At 67.5% G+C, this 22856-nt stretch carries 21 protein-coding genes; 10 read left to right on the plus strand and 11 right to left on the minus strand.

Going from position 1 to position 22856, the window contains the following annotated elements; all coding sequences use genetic code 11:
* Positions 1–898, minus strand: an 898-nt coding sequence (locus WA965_RS01300) for a DUF222 domain-containing protein (protein ID WP_526446943.1), incomplete at its 3' end; no start/stop codon positions are given.
* A gap of 151 nt (positions 899–1049) precedes the next feature.
* On the opposite strand from WA965_RS01300, the gene WA965_RS01305 reads away from it, so the two are divergent.
* The gene (locus WA965_RS01305) at positions 1050–2882 is read left to right on the plus strand and encodes an alpha/beta hydrolase (protein WP_526446945.1); all 1833 of its coding nucleotides are present in this window, start codon (positions 1050–1052) and stop codon (positions 2880–2882) included.
* 7 nt (positions 2883–2889) lie between these two features.
* On the opposite strand, the gene WA965_RS01310 is transcribed toward WA965_RS01305, so the two are convergent.
* Positions 2890–3465: a TetR/AcrR family transcriptional regulator gene (locus tag WA965_RS01310; protein ID WP_526294904.1), complete on the minus strand. Its 576-nt coding sequence runs from the start codon at positions 3463–3465 to the stop codon at positions 2890–2892.
* A gap of 181 nt (positions 3466–3646) precedes the next feature.
* On the opposite strand from WA965_RS01310, the gene WA965_RS01315 reads away from it, so the two are divergent.
* The gene (locus tag WA965_RS01315) at positions 3647–4930 is read left to right on the plus strand and encodes a lipase family protein (RefSeq protein WP_526294898.1); all 1284 of its coding nucleotides are present in this window, start codon (positions 3647–3649) and stop codon (positions 4928–4930) included.
* A gap of 41 nt (positions 4931–4971) precedes the next feature.
* A complete protein-coding gene (locus WA965_RS01320) occupies positions 4972–6177 on the plus strand; it encodes an alpha/beta hydrolase (protein ID WP_526294902.1) in 1206 nt (401 codons plus the stop codon).
* Here the strand turns inward: WA965_RS01320 and WA965_RS01325 are convergent.
* Positions 6148–6558: a hypothetical protein gene (locus WA965_RS01325; protein ID WP_526294897.1), complete on the minus strand. Its 411-nt coding sequence runs from the start codon at positions 6556–6558 to the stop codon at positions 6148–6150. The two genes, WA965_RS01320 and WA965_RS01325, sit on opposite strands and share 30 nt — an antisense overlap.
* A 140-nt stretch (positions 6559–6698) precedes the next feature.
* A complete protein-coding gene (locus WA965_RS01330) occupies positions 6699–8693 on the minus strand; it encodes a M13 family metallopeptidase (RefSeq protein ID WP_526446947.1) in 1995 nt (664 codons plus the stop codon).
* A 40-nt stretch (positions 8694–8733) separates the two neighbouring features.
* Between WA965_RS01330 and WA965_RS01335 the strand changes: the two genes are divergently transcribed.
* Together WA965_RS01335 and WA965_RS01340 are read left to right on the plus strand one after the other, a co-directional pair.
* Complete coding sequence (locus WA965_RS01335; RefSeq protein WP_526294893.1) at positions 8734–9312, plus strand: hypothetical protein; 579 nt, start codon at positions 8734–8736, stop codon at positions 9310–9312.
* Positions 9309–9998, plus strand: a complete 690-nt coding sequence (locus WA965_RS01340) for a hypothetical protein (protein ID WP_526294891.1) — start codon at positions 9309–9311, stop codon at positions 9996–9998. The genes WA965_RS01335 and WA965_RS01340 overlap by 4 nt, the downstream gene beginning before the upstream one ends.
* A gap of 106 nt (positions 9999–10104) precedes the next feature.
* On the opposite strand, the gene WA965_RS01345 is transcribed toward WA965_RS01340, so the two are convergent.
* A complete protein-coding gene (locus WA965_RS01345) occupies positions 10105–10599 on the minus strand; it encodes an XRE family transcriptional regulator (RefSeq protein ID WP_526294889.1) in 495 nt (164 codons plus the stop codon).
* Entirely contained in the window at positions 10596–13508 is a 2913-nt protein-coding gene (locus WA965_RS01350) for an MMPL family transporter (protein WP_526294887.1), read from the minus strand. The genes WA965_RS01345 and WA965_RS01350 overlap by 4 nt, the downstream gene beginning before the upstream one ends.
* Positions 13509–13775: 267 nt before the next feature.
* Between WA965_RS01350 and WA965_RS01355 the strand changes: the two genes are divergently transcribed.
* From WA965_RS01355 to WA965_RS01370, 4 genes are all read left to right on the plus strand, one after another.
* Positions 13776–14273 carry a hemophore gene (locus tag WA965_RS01355; protein ID WP_526294885.1) on the plus strand — a complete coding sequence of 166 codons (498 nt, stop codon included), beginning with the start codon at positions 13776–13778 and terminating at the stop codon, positions 14271–14273.
* A 134-nt stretch (positions 14274–14407) separates the two neighbouring features.
* Positions 14408–14791, plus strand: coding sequence for a hemophore-related protein (locus WA965_RS01360; RefSeq protein ID WP_526294883.1), 384 nt, complete (start codon positions 14408–14410; stop codon positions 14789–14791).
* 5 nt (positions 14792–14796) lie between these two features.
* Positions 14797–15543, plus strand: a complete 747-nt coding sequence (locus WA965_RS01365; protein WP_347133291.1) for a response regulator transcription factor — start codon at positions 14797–14799, stop codon at positions 15541–15543.
* A 5-nt stretch (positions 15544–15548) separates the two neighbouring features.
* Positions 15549–16892: a sensor histidine kinase gene (locus WA965_RS01370; RefSeq protein ID WP_526294881.1), complete on the plus strand. Its 1344-nt coding sequence runs from the start codon at positions 15549–15551 to the stop codon at positions 16890–16892.
* A 1-nt stretch (position 16893) separates the two neighbouring features.
* Here the strand turns inward: WA965_RS01370 and WA965_RS01375 are convergent, their stop codons facing one another.
* From WA965_RS01375 to WA965_RS01390, 4 genes are all read right to left on the minus strand, one after another.
* Positions 16894–18357, minus strand: a complete 1464-nt coding sequence (locus WA965_RS01375) for an amino acid permease (RefSeq protein WP_526294879.1) — start codon at positions 18355–18357, stop codon at positions 16894–16896.
* 113 nt (positions 18358–18470) lie between these two features.
* Complete coding sequence (locus WA965_RS01380) at positions 18471–18854, minus strand: DUF3054 family protein (protein WP_526294877.1); 384 nt, start codon at positions 18852–18854, stop codon at positions 18471–18473.
* Positions 18841–20094 (minus strand): peptidoglycan DD-metalloendopeptidase family protein, encoded by a 1254-nt coding sequence (locus WA965_RS01385; RefSeq protein ID WP_526294875.1) that lies wholly within the window; start codon positions 20092–20094, stop codon positions 18841–18843. Before WA965_RS01385 ends, WA965_RS01380 begins: the two co-directional genes overlap by 14 nt.
* An 18-nt stretch (positions 20095–20112) precedes the next feature.
* Complete coding sequence (locus tag WA965_RS01390) at positions 20113–21297, minus strand: lysylphosphatidylglycerol synthase transmembrane domain-containing protein (RefSeq protein ID WP_526294873.1); 1185 nt, start codon at positions 21295–21297, stop codon at positions 20113–20115.
* Between the two features lie 77 nt (positions 21298–21374).
* Between WA965_RS01390 and WA965_RS01395 the strand changes: the two genes are divergently transcribed.
* On the plus strand, positions 21375–22529 hold the full coding sequence (locus WA965_RS01395; protein ID WP_526294871.1) for an AI-2E family transporter: 1155 nt from the start codon (positions 21375–21377) through the stop codon (positions 22527–22529).
* A gap of 80 nt (positions 22530–22609) precedes the next feature.
* Here WA965_RS01395 and WA965_RS01400 read toward each other — a convergent pair.
* Positions 22610–22856, minus strand: a 247-nt coding sequence (locus WA965_RS01400) for a hypothetical protein (protein ID WP_526446949.1), incomplete at its 5' end; no start/stop codon positions are given.

Consider the following 22856-nt stretch of genomic DNA (forward strand, 5'->3'; position numbering starts at 1 on the left):
TCGCATCACAGAGCAGGAATCGGCGGTCCTCCTCAGACAGCAGCGGCCCCAGGTGCAGGGCGGCGACGTGGGAAGCGGCGTCGACGTGGATCACCGCGGTGGTGCGCTGCCCGTGCGGGCGGCGCGCGACCTCGGTGTCCCAGCCGGCCTCGACCAGGCTCATGAACGCATCGATCGTGCTCGGGAACGGCGCCGCCTGCTCGCTGGTGCGCTCACCGTCGCCGGTGCCGTCGTCACCGGATCCGTGGGCGGCTTTCCAGTCGGCGACCAACCCGTCGAGGTGCGAGCCCAGCGCGGCGTCGACCGTGGCCGCCTCGGCGTGGGGCACTTTGATCCGCCAGTAGGTGTAGGTGTCGTCGCTGGTTTTGCTGATCGACCGCTCCGGTTCGGGCGGGCGCTGCGGTTCGGCTTCACAATCGAATTCAGAAGCGGCTTCGGGTTGTGGTGGGGGGTCGGGTTCGGGGCGTGGTTCGGGGCGTGGTTCGGCCTTGGTCGCGATCCGCAGTTGGGAGACCGTGGCGCTCTCGGTCAGCAGCGCGTAGTGGTCGTCGGAGCCGTCGGCGGCGCGTTCGGCGATGACACCGACCTGATCGAGGGAGAACCGGCCCTCCCGCAGCGCGTCGAGGCAGCGCGGGAAGGTTTCGACGCGTTCGGCGACGGTGACCAGGGTTTCGGCGTTGTGTGGGGAGGTGCCCAGTTTCCAGGCCACCAGCGCAGAGACTGTTTTGGCGCCGGTGGTCGCCCACAGCCCGTCGCGGTCGATCTCGGCGACGATGTCGACGATGCGTCCGTCGATCGCATTCCGCTGACCCGCCAACTCAGACAACTCGTCGAACAGCACCTCCAGCCGCGCACCCCGCGGCGGGCTCGGGATGAAACACGGTGCAGCCGAGGACATGACACCATCCTGGCAGAAGGGTCTGACATCGAATTCAGCCCCTGAGCCGTTGCTGAGCGTACGACCTAGCCGCCCTGAGTAGGACGAATGCACACCCCCATGTCCGTTGGCGGGATAACGTCCACTCACCAAAACGAATCTGGAGGAACTCATGGCGCGGGTGGCGGGATGGCTTGGGGCCGGTGTGCTGACCGCGGGTGTGTCTTCGGCGTTGTTGGTGGGTGCCGGCGCGGCGCAGGCGGACACTGACGCGGGTGGTGCGGACGGCGGCACGTCGAGCGCTTCTGCGGACAGGGATCCGGGTCCTTCGGACACACGCGAGCGCCGCTCCGCGGGATCCGTCAGCGCAGACTCGGATAAGTCGACGCCACAACGACAACGTGGCACCTCGCAGGGTGGCGACTCCGCAGATCCGGATTCGAAACTCGGATCGCGTGTTGCCGATCCGTCCACGGCGGCACCGTCGAAGATCGAGACAGAGACCGAGAACGCGGTAGAGACGGACACAGATACCGAGACCGAGGCCGAGACCGAGACCGAGACCGAGATCGAGGCCGAGACTGAGATCGAGGCCGAGACCGAGTCGGAGGCTCAGACCGAAGCTGACGTCGAGGCGCCCGAGGAATCCAAGCGCGGCGTGACGCCGTCGGCAGCGGAGTCTGCACCATCGGCCGCGCCGCATCAGGAACTCGTCGCCGTGGAAGCGCCGACGCCGAGCGCGCCACAGGGGGTCGCGGTACCACTGGCGGTCGAGGAGCCGGCACCGGCCGCACAACACTTCCTCGGGCCTTTCCAGCCGGACTACCCACCGCTGGTCAGGGCGCTCGGTTCGGCGGTGTTCGACTTCATCGGTGCCTTGGTGCAGGCCTTTGACGGCCCGCCCGTGGTGCCGTACGCGCTGCGGGACTCGATCCGGGTCAGCAGTTCCACGTTGATCATCTCGCCCGGAAACGAAGTGCCGGCCGACTGGTACTACCCCACGCACGGCCAACCGGAACGGCTGATCTACCTGCAGCACGGCATCCTCGCCAGCAGCCCGATGTACAGCCACACGGCGGCCTACCTCGCGGAGCGGACCAACAGCGTGGTCATCGCGACCACCCTGACCTCGAACCCCTTCGCGGAGGGCAACCTGTGGTTGGGCGGTGACGGCATGCACAAGGCGGTCGCGCAACTGTTCCTCGACGAGAACCGCGCCGCACTGACCGCGAGCCTGACGACGGCCACGCTCACGGACGGCCGGCAAAGTCTCACCGTGCCAACCGAGTTCGTGTTGGTCGGGCATTCGCTGGGGGGCGGATTCGCTCCCGGCGTCGCGGGTCACTACGCCGAGGGTCTGCTGGCCCGTCGAGCCGCCGGGCAGGACGCGGCCAACGACGCCGCCGGTGTGGTGCTGCTCGACGGAGTCCCCTTCTCCCCGATCATGCCGAATGCGCTGGACCGCATGAAGAAGCTCGAACAGAGCAACAACGGCGACCCGGCCGACTACATCCCCGTATACGAGATCGGCGCCCCGCTGAACTTTCTGAACGCCAACAGCAGGATCAACGAGGAACTTTCAGAAGCGCGCCCCGGGAAGTTCAACGGGGTCGTCATCAACAACGGTGTTCACATGGACGGCATGCTCGGCGGCAGTCCGGTGATCCAGTTCGCGGCCTACCTCGTGGCAGGTTTCCCGCGTACGCAGAATCCTCCTGCGGTGCAACTGTTGATGGCGGGGTGGATCAACGACCTGTTCGAAGGCGACATCGATCTCACCCTCGGTCGTTGCGTCGGCGATGACTGCCAGGGTATCTACGGTGACCCGGGGGACACCATCGTCATTCCCACCGACGACGGCGACGCGTCCGCAGTCGTGATCGACTCGGGCTCGCTGCCTGCATCGGAATCGCTGCGCGCGTACCGCTTCCAGCCACACGCCGCGGATTCGATCGTGCTGCCACAGCGCCTCCGGCGAGCGGTTCCGCTGCGGATCGCGGTCTGACTCGCACTCACCGGTTAGCCGGCGAGTCGCTTCCGGGCTGGGGTGTGCCGCCGAGGATCGTCTGGATCCACCGATCCAGTTGCTCTGCGTCACTGACCACAGGGGCGCCGATGACGAAGCTCATCATGACGCCGTTGATGAATGTCAGCAGGACGACGGCCTGTTCTTCGACGACGCGGGGGTCGGGCTCGGTGTCCGGGCCGTACCACTGAGTGATCACCTCGCGGGCCAGCGAGTAGAACCCGGCCGCGAACTGTACGAATGCCTCGGCGAGCTCGGGCTCGCGGCTCAACTGGAGGACGAGCTCGTAGCGGGCCCGGCTGCGGGTGAGGTACGGCTCGGTGCTCGACATCATCACCAGCCTCGCCAAGCCGGCGGTCCCTGCGTATGCGGTGGTGGTGTCCTTGGCGAGCTCGGAGAGCACTGACAGGTCGGCGGCGTCGAGTTCGGCCATGCGCTCGGCGATGGCGTGCATCAGGGCCTTACGGGTGCGGAAGTAGAAGGAGGTGGTGCCCGCAGGCACACCGGCGTGTTCGTCGACCCGCGGATGGCTCAGCCCGTGAGTCCCCCTGGACCCGAGCAGCTCAATCGCGGCGTCCGCGAGTGATCGCCGACGCTCCGGGGCGTTGTACTTACGACGTGAACTTACGCGCGGTGATGTTACCTGCCGGCTCGCACGGCGTGGCTGGGAAGCGTTTCGCAAATTCTCTAAAAGATTAGAGAAAAGTCTTCCGCTACGACCCCGTGCTTGTTACCGTCCAGTAATGTTTCGGTTCGGGGGTCTGTTCGTCGCTGTGTGCATCACGCTGACATGTGTTGTCGGCACGGTGGTTTCGGAGGCACACGCCGACGGATATGTCGGCGACTTCTACCTGCCTCCCGTCCCGCTTCCGCCCGGCCGGCCCGGTGACCTGGTGCGGACCGAACCGTCGGTGATACCGGCGACGGTCCACTTTCCCGGCACTCTGCCGGCGACAGCGACACGCGTCATGTACCGCAGCGCCGATGCGCGAGGGAATCCGATCGCGGTGACCGGGAAGTTCATCCAGCCCACCGACCCGTGGACCGGGCAGGGCCCGCGACCGCTGATCTCCTACGCCGTGGGCACGCACGGCCAGGGCGATCAGTGCGCGCCCTCGCGACTGCTCAACGAGTACCTCTACTGGAACCGGGTGCTCGACGTGTTCCTCGAGTACGAGCTGGTCATCATCCAACGAATGATCAAACGTGGTTGGGCGGTCGTGGTCACCGACTACGAGGGCTTCGGAACACCGGGCGTGCACACCTACGTCAATCGACCCGCCTCCGCCCATGCTGTCCTGGACGCCGCGCGAGCCGCACAACGGCTTCCCGAATCGGGACTGGACCCGGCAGGCCCCGTCGCCTTCTACGGCTACTCCCAGGGCGGCGCGGCGACCGCCGCGGCCCTCGAGCTCGCGCCCACCTACGCCCCCGAGTTGCACATCGTCGGTGCCTACGCCGGCGCTCCGCCGGCCGACCTGTCGCAGCTGCTGCCCTTCCTGGACGGCAGCGTCACCGCCGGAATTCTGGGTTACGTCATCAACTCGGCGATGGCCGCCTATCCCGAGTTCAGCGACAACATCCACCACGCGCTCACTCCGGACGGAGAGGATCTCATCGCCAAGACCCAGAACCAATGTCTGGCCGAAACCATGGCCAACTTCGGCTTCCGACATGTGCAGCGCTACTTCGCGATCGACATTGCGACCGCGGCCCAACAGGAACCCTTTCGGAGCCTGTTCCACGAGCAGCGCATCGGTCGCCTCGAACCCCATGCGCCTGCACTGATCGTCAGCAACCGCTACGACCCGTTGGTCCCCTATGGACCCGCCGTCCAGCTTGCCCGCGACTGGTGTGCGTTGGGGGCCGACGTCGAATTCTTCACCAACGAACAACCCCCGCTGTTCAACAAGCTGATCGTCAACCACGCGTTCCCGATCCTTGTCGACGCACCCAGGGCGCTGCAGTGGATCACCGACCGCTTCGACGGCCTTCCCACCACGCCCAACTGCGGGCAGAACCCGTGACGTCCGAATCCCGCGGTGAACTCCCGCAGCGCCCCGCATCGGTGGCACGGAGGGTGCGGTCGAACGCGGCATGGGTACTTCGTGCGGGCCTGGACGACTATCTGATAGCAGTGGCCGCGGCACCCGGCCGGCTGCCCTTCATAGGCGCCTACCTGGAGCCGGTCGGCGGAATCGCGGCACTGGGTGTTTTCGGTGCCCGCTACCTTCCGGACTTCATGGCATCAGCGAGAGTTCGTCTGGCGACCGGCAATTCGCCGATGCGTCGACGGGAGAGACTGCTGGCCGACAGCCTGATGGCCGACGGTCTACGCGACATCCTCCCCGCCGACGAACTCCAGGAACCGTGGCCCGTGGGCGAACCCGGCGCGCCGTGGCGTCATGCCGGGAGGCACCGAAGCCTGGTCCATCGAGCCTCGGTGCCCTACGGCGACGCACCCGGTCAGGTGCTCGACGTCTGGCGTCGACCGGACCTCACCGAACCGGCGCCCGTGCTGGTCTTCCTGCCCGGCGGCGCCTGGGTGATCGGGAGCAGGGTGCTGCAGGGGCACGCCCTGATGGCGCACCTGGCCGAACGAGGGTGGGTGTGTCTGTCGGTGCAGTATCGGACGAGTCCGCGGCACCGCTGGCCCCGGCAGATCATCGACGTGAAGTCGGCGATTGCGTGGGCCCGGGTCCATGCCGGCTCATTCGGCGGTGACACGAGTTTTGTGGCGGTCGCGGGCTGTTCGGCGGGCGGACACATGGCAGCGCTCGCGGGGTTGACAGCCGGCGAACAGCAATGGGAGACAACCGTGGACACCGCCTGCGACACCTCGGTGGATGCGGTGGTCAGCATCTACGGCTGCTACGACTGGGAGGACCGGTCGACACCGGCGCGTGCCCGCTTCATGGACTTCTTGGAACGCGTTGTCGTGCGACGCCGTCAATCTCGCCATCCCGCGGTGTTCCACGACGCGTCACCGATGGCACGACTGCATGCGTCTGCGCCGCCCTTTCTCGTCATCCACGGCGCCAGCGACGCGGTCATCCCCGTGGGCGAGGCACGTAGCTTCGTCGATCGACTGCGGCGGGTGTCCACGAAACCCGTTGGCTATGTCGAGCTTCCAGGTGCCGGCCACGGATTCGACCTGACCGACGCCGCCCGGACATCGGCCACGGTGAATGCCGTCGGGCGGTTCCTCGACCACGGGTACCGCACCCGTGCAGATCGGCCGGTCCTACGAGAAGCCGTTCGGTGCGACGGGTGAGCAGGCCGGACCGGTGTGCGTGTTCTGGGGATCGAAGTTCCCACCCCACGGGTCCGCGGGATCGATGCCCACCGCCTGCCACCCACGTGACCCGACCCACTCGGGCCCCGCTTCTTCGGCCGATTGCTGGGGGACCCCGATCTCTGGGGTGCGAATGCTCGCGGTACCCAGCGTGCCTTCATTCGGCACGCAGAGATCACCACCCGAAACCTTTGCCGACTGCTCCGATCGGACGTGACCGTCTGGCGAAAGCTGGCTCATCGCTGGATCATTCGGATCCGCGTGGGCCAGTGCCGCGCTGAGGGTCAGGGCAGCCGAGGCGAGGGCCCCGGCCCCCGCGATGAACCGTGTGGTGCGGGTGATCATCTGAAAACTCGGCATGTGTTAGCCCCTGATCTCTGTCGGACCGTGCTGGTGCACCAACAGTAGAAGCAGATACAGCATCGGTCCGGGCACCCAAGCTCATCGGCAGCACATCAACAGCCTTCGAGCAGGTTCAGACGCGCACGACGCCGCTGGCGTCAGTTCCAGATGCGCACCCGTCGCTGCGGTTCCAGGTAGAGCGAGTCGGACTCGCTGACCTCGAAAGCCTCGTAGAACGCGTCCATGTTGCGAATCACGCCGTTGCAGCGGAACTCAGGCGGTGAGTGCGGGTCCACCGCGAGGCGCCGGATCGCTTCGGCCTCACGCGATTTTGTCCGCCACACCTGCGCCCAACCGAAGAACACCCGCTGCTCGCCGGTGAGTCCGTCGATCACCGGTGCGGGCTCGCCGTTGAGCGACAACTGATAGGCCAGCAACGCGATCGACAGGCCGCCGAGGTCGCCGATGTTCTCCCCCACGGTGAACGCGCCGTTCACGTGGTGACCGTTACCCAACCCGCGGGGCACGAATTCCTCGTACTGCTCGATCAACGCCGTTGTGCGGGTGCTGAATTCGGCACGGTCCTCGTCGGTCCACCAGTCGACCAGGTTGCCGTCGCCGTCGTACTTGGCGCCCTGGTCGTCGAAACCGTGACCGATCTCGTGCCCGATGACCGCCCCGATGCCGCCGTAGTTCGCGGCGTCGTCGGCCTCGGCGTCGAAGAACGGTGGCTGCAGAATCGCCGCCGGGAACACGATCTCGTTCATCCCGGGGTTGTAGTAGGCGTTGACGGTCTGCGGCGTCATGAACCATTCGTCGCGGTCCACCGGGCCGCCGAGCTTGGCCAGATCGCGGTCGTACTCGAGCTCGTAGCCGCGACGGTAGTTGCCGTACAGGTCGGCGCGATCGATCACCAACTCCGAGTAGTCGCGCCACCTGTTCGGGTAGCCGATCTTCGGGGTGAATTTGTCGAGCTTGACCAACGCCTTCTCCCGGGTCTGCGGCGTCATCCACTCGAGCTTGTTGATGCTCACCCGGTAGGCCTCACGCAGGTTGGCGACCAACTCGTCCATTCGCGCCTTGGCCTGCGGGGGGAAGTACCGCTCGACATACAACCGGCCCAGCGCGTCACCCATCAGGCCCTCGACCACCGAGACGCCGCGCTTCCAGCGGTCGCGGATCTCCTCGGTGCCCGACAGCCTGCGGCCGTAGAACCCGAAGTCCTCGGCGATGAGCTCGTCGGTCAGAAGCGATGACCGGCCATGAATGACTCGCCACCGCAGCCAGTTCCGCCAGTCTTCGAGGCTCTCGCCCGACCACAGCGCGGCGAACGCGGTCAGGTAATCGGGCTGCCGGACCACCATCTCGGCGCTCTGCTCACCCGTCGCGCCCAAGCTCTGCAGCCAGCCGGCCCAGTCGAAGCCGGGGGACTCGGCGGCCACCTCGGCGAAGGTCCGCAGGTTGTAGGTCAGATCGGCGTCGCGGCGCTTCACCACATCCCAGTGCGCCGCCGCGATCTTGGTCTCCAGCGCAACGATCGTGTAGGCGGTCGCGGCGTGGTCGTCGGCGCCGCCGCCGTAGACGAGCGCGAACATCGCGGCGATGTGGCGCGGATAGGCGGCCAGGATCTCGGCGTGCTGCTCGTCGCGGAAGTAGGACTCGTCGGGCAGCCCGATACCCGACTGGGTCAGATGCAGCAGGTAGCGCGACGAGTTCTTCGAGTCGGTGTCGACGTAGAGTCCGGTGCCTCCGCCGATACCGGTGCGCTGCAGAGCGCCCAGCGCCCGCGCGAGCGCGTCCGGGCTGTCGGCGGCGTCGACCACGGCGAGTTCGGTGCGCAGCGGGTCGAGGCCACGCCGCCGGATCGTCTCCTCGTCCATGAAGCTGGCGTAGAGGTCACCGATGCGCTGTTGGTCGGTGCCTTCGGGGGCCTCGGACTCGCTCGCCTGGGTGATCAGGTCGCGGATCTGTTCCTCGGCGCGGTCGTACAGCGTGCGGAAGGCGCCGTCGGTCGCCCGGTCCGCGGGGATCTTATAGTCGGTGAGCCACCGGCCGTTGACGTGACCGAACAGATCGTCCTGCGGTCGGGCCGTCGGGTCGAGGTGGCTGAGGTCGATGCCGGATTTGGTCTCGCGATTCGCTTCTACCGTCACCCCGACATCCTTCCAGAAACGCCCGGGTACCCTCACGCGCATGCCCGACGATGAGCAGGAGCCGCAGCGTGACGGCATTTTCAGCAGTTACGGAGTCGCGTCGGCGCTGCTCGGAGCTGTCGCGATCGCCGCGGTCGTGCTGGCCGGCCTGATCTGGAGCCAGCACCGCGGCGACGCCGAGGAGTTGAGGTACCGCACCCAGGTTCTGCAGGCCGCCGCCGAGTGGACCGGCGTGCTGATCAACATGAACTCCGACACCGTCGAGGCTGATCTGAACACCTTGCACGAGGGCACCGTCGGGCAGCTCAACTCGGACTTCGAGGCCACCGTCGAGCCCTACCGCAGGCTGGTCCAGACGCTTGAGGCGAACACCACCGGCCAGATCGACTCGGTGGCACTCGAGACGATCCACCACGATCAGCCCGGCGCGCCGAGCGCCCCGCCGCAGCCGGAACTGTCCGCGTCGGCGGCGCGCACCGACACGGTCATGGTGGTGGCTACGTCGATCAGCGAGAACGCCGGCACCGAGGAGCCCCAGACCGTGCGCTGGACGCTGCGTCTGGGCGTGTCCGACGTCGACGGACGGCTGCTGATCTCCCGGCTGGAGCCGATCCGATGAGGAACCGGCTGCGGGTAGCCGCGTTCGACCTGCTTGCGCCGGCTGCGGTGGTCGTCGCCCTGATCTACATCGGTGTCGCGCTGGCATGGCCGCTGTGGTGGGTGTCGGTGTGCTCGGTGCTGTGCCTGCTGGTGCTCCAGGGGGTGATCGTCAACTTCGTGGTGGCACGGCGCGACAGGGTGACCGTCGGTACCGACGACGATGGCCCGGGACTGCGGCTGGGGATCGTCGCGATGGCGACTGCCGCGCTGGTGGCCGCGGTCGGGGTCGGCTACACCCAGTGGACGCGGCCCGACCGGGAGTTGCGCGAGGACAGCGCCGAGGTGACCGGGATCGCCAGCAGCGTCGCCGAGGCGTCGGCGACGTTCACGCCGCAGAATCCGACGTCGTCGATCGACCGTGCGACGGCCATGATGTCGCAGGCCAGCGCCGAGCGGTTTGAGAGCGAGTTCGCAGCAGTGGCAAAGGATTTGGCGAGCAGAAACGTCTCGGCGCAGGCGGCTACGGTGTCCGCGGGGGTGGAGGCCATCGGCCCGGACGCCGCGAGCGTGGCGGTGATCCTGCGCGGGACCCAGTCCTCGCCGGGGCAGCCGACCGACACCGCGGTGCTGGCGCTGCGGGTCGCGCTTTCCAAGAGTGACGGACGGTGGCTGGTCGAGGACGTGGCGCCGATCCACTCGCGCTAGGGGCGCTCGCGAAAGTGAAGCCAGGGCGGTGATCGAGGGGCTGACCGCGACCCGGAATGCTATTCCGCGGCGGGAGGCGACCCCGATTCCGCGGCGACCCCGAGCCTCAGGTGCGCATCTTGGCGAAGCGCTCGGAGAGCCGGCCCATCCGGATCATCAGCGATGCCGGCGGGCTGACGCTGCCCCGCATGTAGGCCGCAAAATCGTCGGCGGGCACCCCGATGCGCGACGCGAACTCCTGCTCGCCGAGCCCTGACCGGTCCAGCAGCAGGTGCACGTGGCGGGCCACCTCGGCGCACTCGTTGGCCTCGAGGTGTTCGCGGGTGCGCAGCAGCACCTCCGACATGGCGCGGGACACCCCGTACGGCTTCGCGGTGTCGAGGACCTCCTCGACCTGGCGTGCCGTTCTGCCGTAGGGGTCGCGTTTGATCGCCACGACGATGCGCTGCCAGACGCTGAGGTCGTCGTTCTCGAGGGCGGCGCGGATCGCCGCCGTGGGCCAGAATTCCACCGGCCGGTCGGCGGGCGGCGCAGGAACCGGGGCTCGTCGCGCGGACGACTCACCGCGGTCCGTGCCCCGTACCTCAGAGGTCACCGTCACCTCGCCTCCTCGAGCATCGCTACCGCCACCGACAGACAGTGCTGCCTGACTCGCGCCCACTCGGTCTCCGCGCCGGGCCCGGACACGGCGACCTCGGACCCGTCGGAGGGCCGCGGCTCTGCCAGGCGGCGCACCAACTGGGTGGCCACCCAGTGTGTGCGCTCCGGTTGACAAGCGTAGTACCGGTCCATGCCCGAGAGCACTTCTGCCGCGGTCTGAGTGTCCATCGAATCGACCAGATCGGCGAACTCGGTGAAATCGCGGGTGCTGTTGCGCTGCATGATCAGAAAACTCTTGAGACGGAGGGTCTCGGCGCCGGTCGGGATCTGCAGTCGATCGCCGGTGGGGAGCAGCACCGTGGTGGTCTCCATCGGGCTGCTGCGCTGCAGCGGAGTGCCGTCGGCGCCTGCGGACTCGACCGCGAGCGCATCGAGGGCGACATCGAGCCTGCCCCGCCACATCGTCACCGGATGCTTCGGCAGTCTGACCGCCACGGTCTTGCCGTGCGCACGGTTGGTGACCGCGACGGTGAGGTGCCCGGCGTTGTCCTTGAGACGGCTGCTCCCCATCACCTTGCGCGGCTGGCATCCGCTGAACGCGAGCGGATCGGCGACTGTGATTGACTGGGGTGCAAGAGTTTTGAGCTTCGCGGCCGACTTGACGACGGTGCGAAGATCCGCGCCGGAAGGAGCCAGGGCCGAGATGTCGTCGGGGATGATGACGAGGTCGCCGATGTCGGCCTTCGGGAGTGGCTTCTCGAAGTCGACCGACGGCAGGATGCGGTCCAGCCAGCGTGGCAGCCACCAGTTCCATTCGTCGAACATGGCCATCAGCGCCGGAACGAGCACCAGCCGCACCACGGTCGCATCCACCGCGATCGCGACCGCGCTCGCAACACCGAGCTGGGCGACCAGCGGCATACCGGCGAAGGCGAACCCGATGAACACGGCGATCATGATCAGCGCCGCGCTGGTGATGGTCCGAGCGCTGGTGCTGACGCCGTAGGCCACCGCGTCGCGGGTGTTGCCGGTCTGGAGGAACCGCTCCCGGATCCGGGTGAGCAGGAAGATCTCGTAGTCCATCGACAGCCCGAAAGTCAGCGCCAGCACCAGCGGCGGGATCGTGCTGTCCAACGACTCGAGCTGTTTGAAGCCCAACGCCGAAAACCAGCCCCACTGGAAGACGACCACCAGGCTGCCGTATGCGGCGCCCACCGACAGCACGGTCATCAGCACGCCCTTGAACGCCAGGAAGACCGAGCGGATCGAGATGAGCAGCATGACGAACGCGATCAGCGCAACGAACAGGAAGACCCAGGGCTGGGTCTCGGACACCTTGTCGTCGAAGTCGTTGATCAGCGCGGTCGGGCCCCCGACGTCGATCCGGGCGCTGCCCTCGGCGACCGGAGGTAGCTGCTCGCGCATCCAGTCGACCGTGTCGCGGGCCCCCGGATCCTCCGGGTCGACAGACAGCACCGCCGACAGCAGCGCGCTGCGGTAGTCGTTGCCGAACACCGGCGGCGACACCGACACGGTGTTGGGGGCCTGGGCCATCCTCTGCCGGATCGTGTCGAGCAGCGGCTCCTTGGCCGGAGCGGAGGCGGCGTTGCCGTCGGGAAAGCTCACCAGCACCCGGACCGGGCCGAGCGCGCCCGGACCCAAGGCCTCGGCGGCCGCGTTGACCCCGCCCCGGATCTCGTGTGTCGGATCGAACTGCCGCAGCATGCTGTTGCCCAGCACCATCGAGAACGCCGGAATGGCCAGGGTCAGCAGCAGGGCGGAGGCGGCCAGCGCCGATACCCACGGCCTGCGCATCACCCGGCCGGTCCAGCGCGACCAGAATCGGGACTGGGTCGCCTCGGGGCGTCGCGACCAGTGCAGGTACGACGAGCGTTTCGCCGCGGCCCGGCCGAACGACGCCAGCACCGCCGGCGTCAGCGTCGTCGAGGTGAGCACCGCGATCGCGACGGCCAGGATCGCGCCGGTCGCCATCGACTGCAGCACCGGGGTGTTGATCAAATAGAGGCCGGTGACCGAAGCGATCACGGTCATGCCCGACAGCACCACTGCCAGGCCGGAGGTCGCCATTGCGGCGTCGGCGGCGTCCTGGGGCTCCCGGCCCGCGCGCAACTCCTCGCGGAACCGCATCAGGATGAACAGCGAATAGTCGATGGCTACGGCGATGCCGAACATCGACACCGTCGACGTCACGAACACCGACATCGTCGTGTACATCGACAGCAGGAACACCAGGCCCATGGTCACGACGACGGTGCAGACTCCCAGCAGCAGTGGCATCGCCGCGGCGGCCAGCGAGCCGAACACCGCGAGCAGAATGAGCAGGACGATCGGGAAGTTCCACTTCTCGGCCTGCGCGATGTCGTGCTTGGTGGCCTCGGACGCGGCTGCGCCGAGCGCGCCCTGCCCGATGACGTAGAGCCGGACCTTGCCGTTCTCGGTCTCGCCGGCCTCGTCCCCCTCGACCCCGATCTTCTCCCGCAGCTGGTGAGCGATGTCGACGGCGCCGGTGTTGTCGAAGTCCAGTTGCAGCGTGACGACGTAGGGCCGGTCCGGCTGGGGCGGGGGTTGTTGGGGATTGGGCATCAGCGTGACGCTGGGAACCTCCGAGGCCATCCGCTCCAGTTGGGCGACCGCGGCGTTCATGTCGTCGAAGGATGCGTCCGCGCGCGGCGCGGCGACCAGAGCCAGTGGGGAGGCGCCCTGATCGGGGAACTGCGCTTCGAGTTGGTGCTGGACGTACAGCGACTGGGAGCCGGCGACCTCGAAACCGCCACCGGTCAGATTGCCCGACTGGTTCATGGCGAGATACAGCGACGGGACCAACAGCAGCACCCACGCCGCGAACACCGCCCAGCGGAATCTGCGCAGATTGCTGCTGATCCGCATCATGAACTGCTGGATCGGAACTCCCCACTTTCTCCCCGGCGTTTCGTAGCGAGAGCGTACAGCAGCGAGCTGTAGGGTGACCGCCCTCGTGAAAGGCTGCCAGCGTTGCTTAATGCAGCTCTAACGCCCGCCCCATCGCGGCCTCGATTGGCCACTGCCGCGGAGGCGATGGCAGTATGTCGGGGAGAAGTTTCGGCGTCGGGGATCTTTGCTACCGGCCGCGGTGAACGTACGCGGAGGTGGGGCGTTCGCAACTGTGAGGAGTACGTCATGGATTCGCACTCGAGAATCACCGCGAGCCGGACGGGTCGTGTCGCACGGTATCGGCTGCCCGCGGCTTTTGCTGCGGTCGCGGCCGCCGGCATCGGTGTGGTCGCGCTGACCGGGCCGGCGACCCCCTCGGTGACGGCCGCGCCGGACCCGTGCGCGGCCAGTTCGGTGGCCAGAACGGTGGCCGCCGTCGCCACCAACACCGGCAACTACCTGGAAGCCAAACCCGAGACCAATCAGGCGCTGACGACCATCGCCCAGCAGCAGGGCGGACCGCAGTCGGTCATCGCGCTGAAGACCTATTTCGACGCCAACCCCGACGTCGCCGGGGACATGCAGCGACTTCAGCAGCCCCTGGCGAACCTGTCGGCGCGGTGCAAGCTGCCGGTGAGCGTCCCTCAACTGCTGGGCCTGATGCAGGCGGCCCAGCAGAGCCCCGCACTGCCCGTCGAGGGCCCTGCGACGTCTCCGAGCGCGGAAGTCACGTCGTCGCGGTGAGCTGGTTCGATGACATTCTCACGATTGATTAACGGCTAGGCAAGAAACCAGGCGGCCATTCTGCTTAGCTTCCCTAGGATGGTCCTGACCGGCGATCGACTCTGGTGCCGGTCCACCCTGATTAAGGAGACTCAATGTTGCTCTCGGCACCCACCGTCCGTCGTGCGGTTGCTGGCGCGCTGGGCGGCGGCGCGGTCGCCGGCGCTGTTGCGTTCGGCGTGCTCGGCGCTGCGCCCATGGCATCGGCACAGCCCATGCCGCCCAACTGCACCGCTGCCGACTTCTCCGGTACGGCTGCCGGAGTCTCGGCGGCGTCGTCGGCCTACCTGTTCACCCATCCCGAGGTGAACGCGTTCTTCACCGACCTGCACGGGGATCCGCGGGACCAGATCCATCAGGATGTCGAGGCGTACCTCAATGCCAATCCGGTGGTGAAGGCGGAGCTGACCGAGATCCGCCGGCCGTTGGTGGAGCTGAAGGATCGCTGCGGCGTCATCACTTCGCCTGACGCTTACTGAGGCTGGTGCGCGACAGGGTGGTGGCGACGCCCGCTCGCGGGGATGAGCCGTCCATCCAGGACGGGGCCGGTCGGACGGTGTTGATGGTCGACGACGACCCCGACGTCCGAACGTCGGTGGCCAGGGGGTTGCGCCACTCGGGATTCGATGTCCGGGTGGCGGCCAACGGTAAAGAGGCGCTCCGGTTGTTGTCGAGCGAATCGCACGACGCGCTGGTGCTCGACGTGCAGATGCCCGAACTCGACGGGGTCGCGGTCGTCACAGCGCTGCGCGCGCTGGGAAACGACATCCCGATCTGTGTGCTGTCCGCGCGCGACACCGTCAACGACCGGATCGCGGGGCTCGAGGCCGGCGCCGACGATTACCTGACCAAGCCGTTCGATCTGGGAGAGCTGGTCGCCCGGCTGCACGCGCTGCTGCGCCGGGCCCATCACTCCGACCCGACGTCGGACACGATGACGGTCGGATCCCTGACCATCGACACCGCGCGCCGCCTGGTGTTCGTGGCCGGCGAGCGCGTCGAGCTGACCAAGCGGGAGTTCGATCTGCTGGCGGTGCTCGCCGAGAACGCCGGGGTGGTGCTGAGCCGGCAGCGGCTGCTGGAGTTGGTGTGGGGCTATGACTTCGACGTCGACACCAACGTCGCCGATGTGTTCGTCTCGTACCTGAGGCGCAAGCTCGAACGCGACGGACTGCACCGGGTGATCCACACGGTGCGAGGGATCGGCTACGTGCTGCGGGAAGAGCAGTAGAGGTCTTGCCGAGACTTCCGAGGTTTCTGCGATCGGCGTCGCTGCGGACCAGGGTCGCCATCGCGGCGGCCGCCGCGGCGGCCGCCGTCGTCGCGGTGTTCACGATCCTGACGTCGGTGGTGTTGGCGAACAACGATGCCGCACAGGTGGATCGGCGTCTCGATGCGATCGTCGACGCGAGCATGTTTCCCGAGCAGCTCACCGATCAACGCCGGGGCGTGTTGCAGACCGGGCGGTCGCGGTCATCGGGTCAGGTGGTGTACCAACGGGGATTCCAGCTTCCGGCGCTGGCTCCCGGCACCGAGACGGTGATCGTCAACAACGTCGAGTACCGCGTCCGGACGATCCCGGTCGACCAGGAGGGCGGGGTGCTGATGTCCATCGGCATCCGTGCCGACAGCATCCTGTTGAACTCCGCGAGGGTGCCCGCCTACATCGCAGTGGGCGTGGTGACGGTCCTGATCGCCGCCGGGCTGGGGTGGTTGCTCGCCGGGCCGGCGATCCGGCCCCTGCGCAAGCTGACCGAACACACCAAACAGTTGGGTGAGGGCGCCGACGAGATGCCGGCGGTCCATGGTGTCCGGGAAGCCGAGGATCTGTCCGAGGCGATGCGCGCGATGCTGAGCCGTCTCGCAGCGGCCCAGCGCGCCACCACGAACTCCCTGCAGGCCGCCCAGGATTTTGCGGCGAACGCCGCACATGAACTGCGCACGCCTCTGACCGCGATGCGCGCCGATCTGGACACCCTGCGAATCCACGATCTGCCAGGTGAGGAACGCGAAGAGGTCGTCGCCGACCTGTCCCGGGCGCAACGCCGGGTGGAGGGCATCATCACCGCGCTGGGCCAACTCGCCTCCGGTCAGCTGGCGCAGGTCGAGGACCGCGAGGTGATCGACGTGACCGACATGCTGGATCGGGTGGCGCGGGAGAACATGCGGGTGAGCCGGGAGGTCCAGATCGACGTCGACGTGGCCGACGACCTCGGCACTGTGTGGGGCTGGCCCGGCGGGCTCCGGCTGGCGATCGACAACCTGGTGCGAAACGCCATCACCCACGGCGAGGCGTCCCACATCCTGCTCACCACCCACCGGCAGAACGAGACGATGACGTTCGTCGTCGACGACAACGGCGTCGGCCTGCCGGCAGACGAGCACGAGAGCGTGCTGGGCCGGTTCTCCCGCGGAAGCAACGCGGCACCAGGTGGTTCGGGTCTCGGCCTGGCGCTGGTGGCTCAGCAGGCGGCGCTGCACCGCGGCAGGATCGAGTTGTCGGACGGTCCGCTCGGCGGGCTGAGGGCGACGTTGACCATCACGATTTCGCCTGAACTGCAAGAAGTTTCAGACCTGTAGCCTAGGTGCGTCTGCCCTCGCCCGCCGTTGCCCGACGCTGCTTCAGCGCCTCCAATAACCGATGTTCGGCGTCTTCGCCGGGTGCGACCCCACCGGGGATGCGCAGCAGGAAGAACACGCCCAGCAACCACCACGCACCGAACAGAATCCACGGTGGCACGTCGAGGAACGCGGGCATCCCCGGCAGGTAGAGGCTCAGCAGCCCGCCACAGAGCACCACGGCGGCGCCGCCGATCACCAGGCCGGTCTTGCCCGTCCCGCCGACCCGCAGCGGTCGCTCCATCTGCGGCTCCCGCCGGCGCAGCACCAGGAAGACCACGGAGACCAGCAGGTAGGCGATGACGATGCTGGGTGAGCCGGAGTCCACGAGCCACACGAGCATCGCCTCGCCCAGGAACGGGGCGATGAACGACAGACCGCCGATGAACAGCAGCGCGTTGACCGGGGTGCGGAACTTCGGGTGCAGCTTGCCGAACCAGGCGGGCAGCATGCCGGAACGCGCCATCGAGTACATCAGTCGCGACGCACCGAGAAGCAGTGAGTTCCACGAGGTCAGGATTCCGGCGATGCCTCCCGCGATCAGGAGCTTCGCCATGACGTCGCTGCTGAACAAGGTGCCGAACGCATCCGCGGTGGCGATGTCCGCGTCTGCGAGCTCGCCCGCCGACATCGCCGACGAGGTGGTCACGATGGTCATCAGGTACCAGATGGTGGCGAGGCCGACGGCGATGACGACCAGACGTCCGATCTGACGCGCGGGGATGTCCACCTCCTCAGCGGACTGCGGGATGACGTCGAAGCCGACGAACAGGAACGGCACCACGACGAGCACGGCGAAGAAACCTGCCGTGCCGCCGGTGAAGAGCGGTTGCATGTTGTCCACCGAGCCGCCGGTGAAGGAACCGAAGACCAGCATCAGGCCGATGACCAGCAGCAGTACCACGACAAACGTCTGCGCCACGCCGGCGAACTTGACGCCGAGGATGTTGACGGTGGTGATGACGACCGCGGCGATGGCTCCGACCAGCGCCCAGGTGAGGTAGACCTCGCTGCCCGCGATCTCCCACAACCGGATCTGGTTGAGGTCCGGGAACAGGTACAGGGCGGTTCGGGGCAGCGCCACAGCCTCGAACGCCACGATGGTCACGTAGCCACCGACGATGCCCCAGGAGCCGATGAACGACCACCGCGGTCCCATGCCGCGAAGCAGGAAGTTGTGCTCACCGCCGGCCTTGGGCATGGCTGCCGTCAGCTCGGCGTACGTCAGGCCGACCACGGCCATGATCGCCCCGCCCGCAGCCATCGCCAGCACCGCGCCCAGCGTGCCCGCCGAGCCGATCCAGTCACCGGTGAGCACCACCCAGCCGAAGCCGATCATGGCGCCGAAGCCCAGGGCCAGTACGTCCCAGTTGCCGAGGACTTTCAGCAGGGAGGTTTCTTCGGTAGTCCCGCTTGGTTTCGTCATTCGGAAACCGCCTTTCCGGTGCCGTCGATCACCTGCAGCCTCAGGGTTGAACGCAGGCTAACCGATTGTCGGTACTCGGAGTGCGGACTCGCCTGATGGCGGCCACGACGTGATCAACCTGCCGTCTTGGCTCTCCGCACGACCAGGGCGCGCCACCCGAGCAGCAGCACCGCGGTGGTCAACGAGGCGACCACGATGAAACTGACTGCGATCCCCTGAGATGTGGCCTTGCGCAACAACATCCCGATCACCACCGTGCATACCCACACCACGACCCCGGTGGGGGCGAGGGAGGTCGGACGCTGCCAGCCGCGGGAGAGCAACCAGCCCACTCCGGTCCCGGTCAGAAACGGCCACGCCGTCTCGGCGATGCCGCTGACGGTGAGCCCTTCGGCGTGACTGCGACGTCCGATCGTGCAGAACACCACCACACACACGGCGTCGACGGCGAGTGCTGTCAGCGCGACCCGGGCGGGCGGACGGTCACCGGTCTGCATAGGTCATCACATCGTAAACGATTGGGCTGGTACCGGTTTCGCCACGAGGAGCGAAACCGGGCTGCAGCTCGGCGGGTGCGCCGTCGAGCAGACCGTCGAGTGACTCCGGTGACTCGACGAGACGCGAATCCAGTTCGAAGTCCGAGAACACGAACGGCAGCCCATCGGAGCGCAGCGGATCGGGACTGCTCATGATGTGGAAATGCAGGTGCGGCGCATCAGTGTTGCCGCTGTTGCCCAGCGACCCGATCACCTGTCCGGCGGTCAGTTGATCACCGGGACCGACCTGGACCGTCCCGGTTTTGAGGTGGGCGTACAGCGCGTAGAACCCGTTGCCGAGATCTTGCACGATGTGATTGCCGCCGTACTGCTCGAGCGGAAGCCCGGTGGGTGCGGTGCCGGGCACCTGTTCGGGCAGCCTGTCGAGGGTCGCTACCACCGGACCGTCGGCCACGGCGAGGATGTCGGCGCCGAAGTACGGATAACTGTTCACGTCGGTCTTGTCGCCGGTGAACAGCCGCCCGTCGGGCCCGAGCTGGACGTAGTCGATCGCGAATCGTTCGGCGGCCCAGATCTCGCCGTTGATGGGGTTGAGAGCCATCCGGTGCGCGGTCATGTCGCAGCAACCGTCTCCGTTGAGCCAGTTCGGTCCGGCCAGCGGCGGAGAGACAACGATCGGCTCACGCGTCTGCACCGTGACCGGTGCGACGGTTTCGGTCATGGTGGCGGGAAACAGCGGCGGCATCGGTTGTGGCACCGAGATGCCCACCGCGTGGGTGAGCTGGTCCGGGATCGTCTCGTTCGGGGCCAGTGCGACGTCAAGCCATACGAAGGCTGTCTGAGCCGGTCCGATTGTTGTTGTCGGCGTGGGGGTTCCGATGATCCGAGTCCAGTAGGCGAGCCGGTCACCGGGCAGGCTCAGCAGTGTGCGGTCGCCGGCGCGGACGTCCACAGAGGTCAGCGTGACGTCCTGGGCCAGCGTGTTGGTCAGCTGCAACTCGTAGGCCAGGTGCACCTTCTCATCGGTGCTGGGCACCGGGATCGGTGCGCTGAGAACGCGCGCCACCAGCGGCGTGGCCACTGACGGCCCGGCCGGAGCGGGGGTGGTCGCCGGTGACTCCGAGGCGACCGGTGGAGTGGCAGTGGTGCCCACGGGGGTGGTCTCGGGGGCGGCCGAGCAGGCAGCGAGGAGCATCAGGGCTGCGAACGACGCAGTGCCGGTGAGTGGTCGAAACATCATGTGGCTGGCACTCTTTCGTTACGGTCCGAAGCGTTCCGGCGACGTGGCGGGGACGTCGTCCGGCGGATGCGGCGCGTCGGGGTCGGGGCTGAAATGCGGCGTGCCGATGTCCTCGGCGGCACGGATCGGGGCGACGGTCTCTGTGGTGTCGGGATCGATGTCCTTCTCGGTGCGGAACATGAAGAAGAAGATCACCCAGCCGATCGCGGCGATGAAGATCCAGCTGATCAGTCGGTAGACCAGCATGGCCGAGATCGCCGCGGCCAGTGGCATCCCGCTGGAGACCAGGCCCGGCACCAGGACTGCCTCGACGACCAGCAGTCCGCCGGGCATCAACGGGATCGAGCCGACGGCGCGGGCCGCGGCGTAGGCGACGATCACTCCCGCGATCGACGGGTGACCGCCCGTCGCGTAGCAGGCAAAGAGCAGGCACGCGACGTCGGCGATCCAGTTGAACAGCGACCAGCCGAACGCCTTCCCGAGAACGCTGCGGCCCAGCTGCACCGACTCGAGTTGGTTGAGGATCTCCCGCCACTTCGTCAGCCCGGTGCCGGTGGGCTTACCCCTGATCTTGTTGACCCACGACAGCACCCGCGCGCCGATTCCGTCGATGAGTTCGGGCCGGGTGGCCACCGCCTGGGCCAGCAGGATCAGCGCGATGAAGCCACCGAGCGAGAAGATCAGCGACATCGGGTTCTTGGTCGCACCGAGTAGGAAAGCACCGCCCAGCCCGAGCAGTGCCAGTCCGATGACCTGAAGTGCGCCCGACATCACCAGTTGCCAGGAGGCCACAACGGGCGAGGCGCCCCACATCCGCTGCTGGCGGTAGATGAACGTCGCGGACAGCACCGGACCGCCCGGCATCGTGGTGGACAGGGCGTTGCCGGCGTAGAACGCGGCTTCGGAGCGCCATTGCCGCACGTGGACGCCGGCGGAACGCAGCAGGGTGCGCTGGATCTGCGCGAAACTGTGCATCGAGGCCATGGCGGCGACCACCGCGGCCAGCACCCACAGCCAGTTCGCCGAGTACAGGCTCTTCCATGCTTTGGCGAGTTGGTCGTGGACCAGGGCGAATTGGACGGTCAGCACGATGACCGCGAGCGCGAGCAGCGCCCAGCGCAGCCACCAGTACTTGCCGCGGGCTTTGGGGTCCCGGCCGGCGGGTCCCGCCCCGGTATCGCTCGCGGGAGCGTCGTGAGACACGCAGTACAGGGTAAGCCGTGCTCCGCCCGATTCCGCAGATCCCGGGACCGGACTCCCGGGGCCGTTACGCTACCGGAATGTCAGCCCGTCCCTCGCTGGACTCCCTTGCCGATGAGTCGGTCAGCCCGCTTGTTCGCAAGACCGCAGCCTGGTCGTGGCGGCTGTTGGTGATCTTCGGCGCCGTCGTCGCGTTGCTGTGGCTCTTCTTCCAGCTGGAGATCATTTTTGTACCGGTCATGCTGGCCACGATCGTGGCCGCGCTGTTGATGCCGGTGGTCGACTTCCTCGATCGGCGGGGCGCGCCGCGCGGCGGTGCGGTGGCGTTGGTGCTGCTGAGCGGTATCGCGCTGTTCGGCGGGTTGCTGTCGTTTGTCATCACGCAGTTCGTCGACGGTGCGCCGGCGCTGGTCGCACAGGTGACGACCAGCATCGAGGGTCTCGGGACGTGGCTCACCGACGGGCCGCTCAAGGTCAGCGACCAGCAGATCAATCAGGCCCGCGACACGGCGATCGAGGCCCTGGGCAGCAATCAGGAGAAGCTGACCAGCGGGGCACTCTCGACTGCGGGCACGTTGACCGAGATCGTGACCGGGGCGCTGCTGGTGTTGTTCACCCTGATCTTCCTGCTGCACGGCGGCCGCAACATCTTCGGGTTCGTCACCCAGGTCTTTCCGACGGATGTCCGGGACCGGGTGCGCGACGCGGGTCGCGCCGGTTTCCGATCACTGATCGGCTATGTGCGTGCGACGTTCCTCGTCGCGCTGGTCGACGCGCTCGGCATCGGAGTGGGCCTGGCGATCATGGGTGTGCCACTTGCGCTTCCGCTGGCGTCGCTGGTGTTCCTGGGGGCATTCGTCCCGCTGGTCGGCGCGGTGGTCACGGGTTTCCTGGCGGTGATCGTCGCGCTCATCGCCAAGGGCTGGATCTACGCGCTGATCACGCTCGGGTTGATCATCGCCGTGCAGCAGCTCGAGGGCCATGTCCTGCAGCCACTGGTGATGGGACGCGCGGTGTCGATCCACCCACTGGCGATCGTGCTGGCGATCGCGGGCGGCGCGGTGCTCGCCGGCATCATCGGCGCGCTGCTCGCCGTGCCGGTGCTGGCCTTCCTCAACAGCGCCATCCGAGTGCTGATCGCCGACGACCCGGCAGCGGAGGAGGCGTTGCAGGAGGCCGACGACGGGCCCTTGGTCGAGGCCGATGCGGACGACGTCGAGGCCGCCGCGGAATAGCAATCCGGGCTGTGAATACCGTTCAATTCACAACCCGGAACGCTATTCCGCGCACAGTCGGCGTGCGCGCGCAGACCCAGCTACAGGCGGCCCTCGCGGCGCAGCAGATCCTGGGCGCTGACCCCGCTGCCACCCCGACGCTGGGGTTGGTCGTCAGCGCGCGTGTTGAGCTTCTCGGTCGCCGCGTCGGCGTCGGACTTCCGCGGCGTCGGGATGGCCCGGGTGGCCTCGGCGGAATCGTCGTCGGCTGTTCCGGCGTCGGGCTGCGACGGGATCGCCGTCGTCGGTTCGCTTGCATCCGGCGTCTGATCGCGCATCGCCCGGGTC

The sequence above is a fragment of the Mycobacterium sp. genome, assembly GCF_049683935.1.
GTDB lineage: Bacteria > Actinomycetota > Actinomycetes > Mycobacteriales > Mycobacteriaceae > Mycobacterium.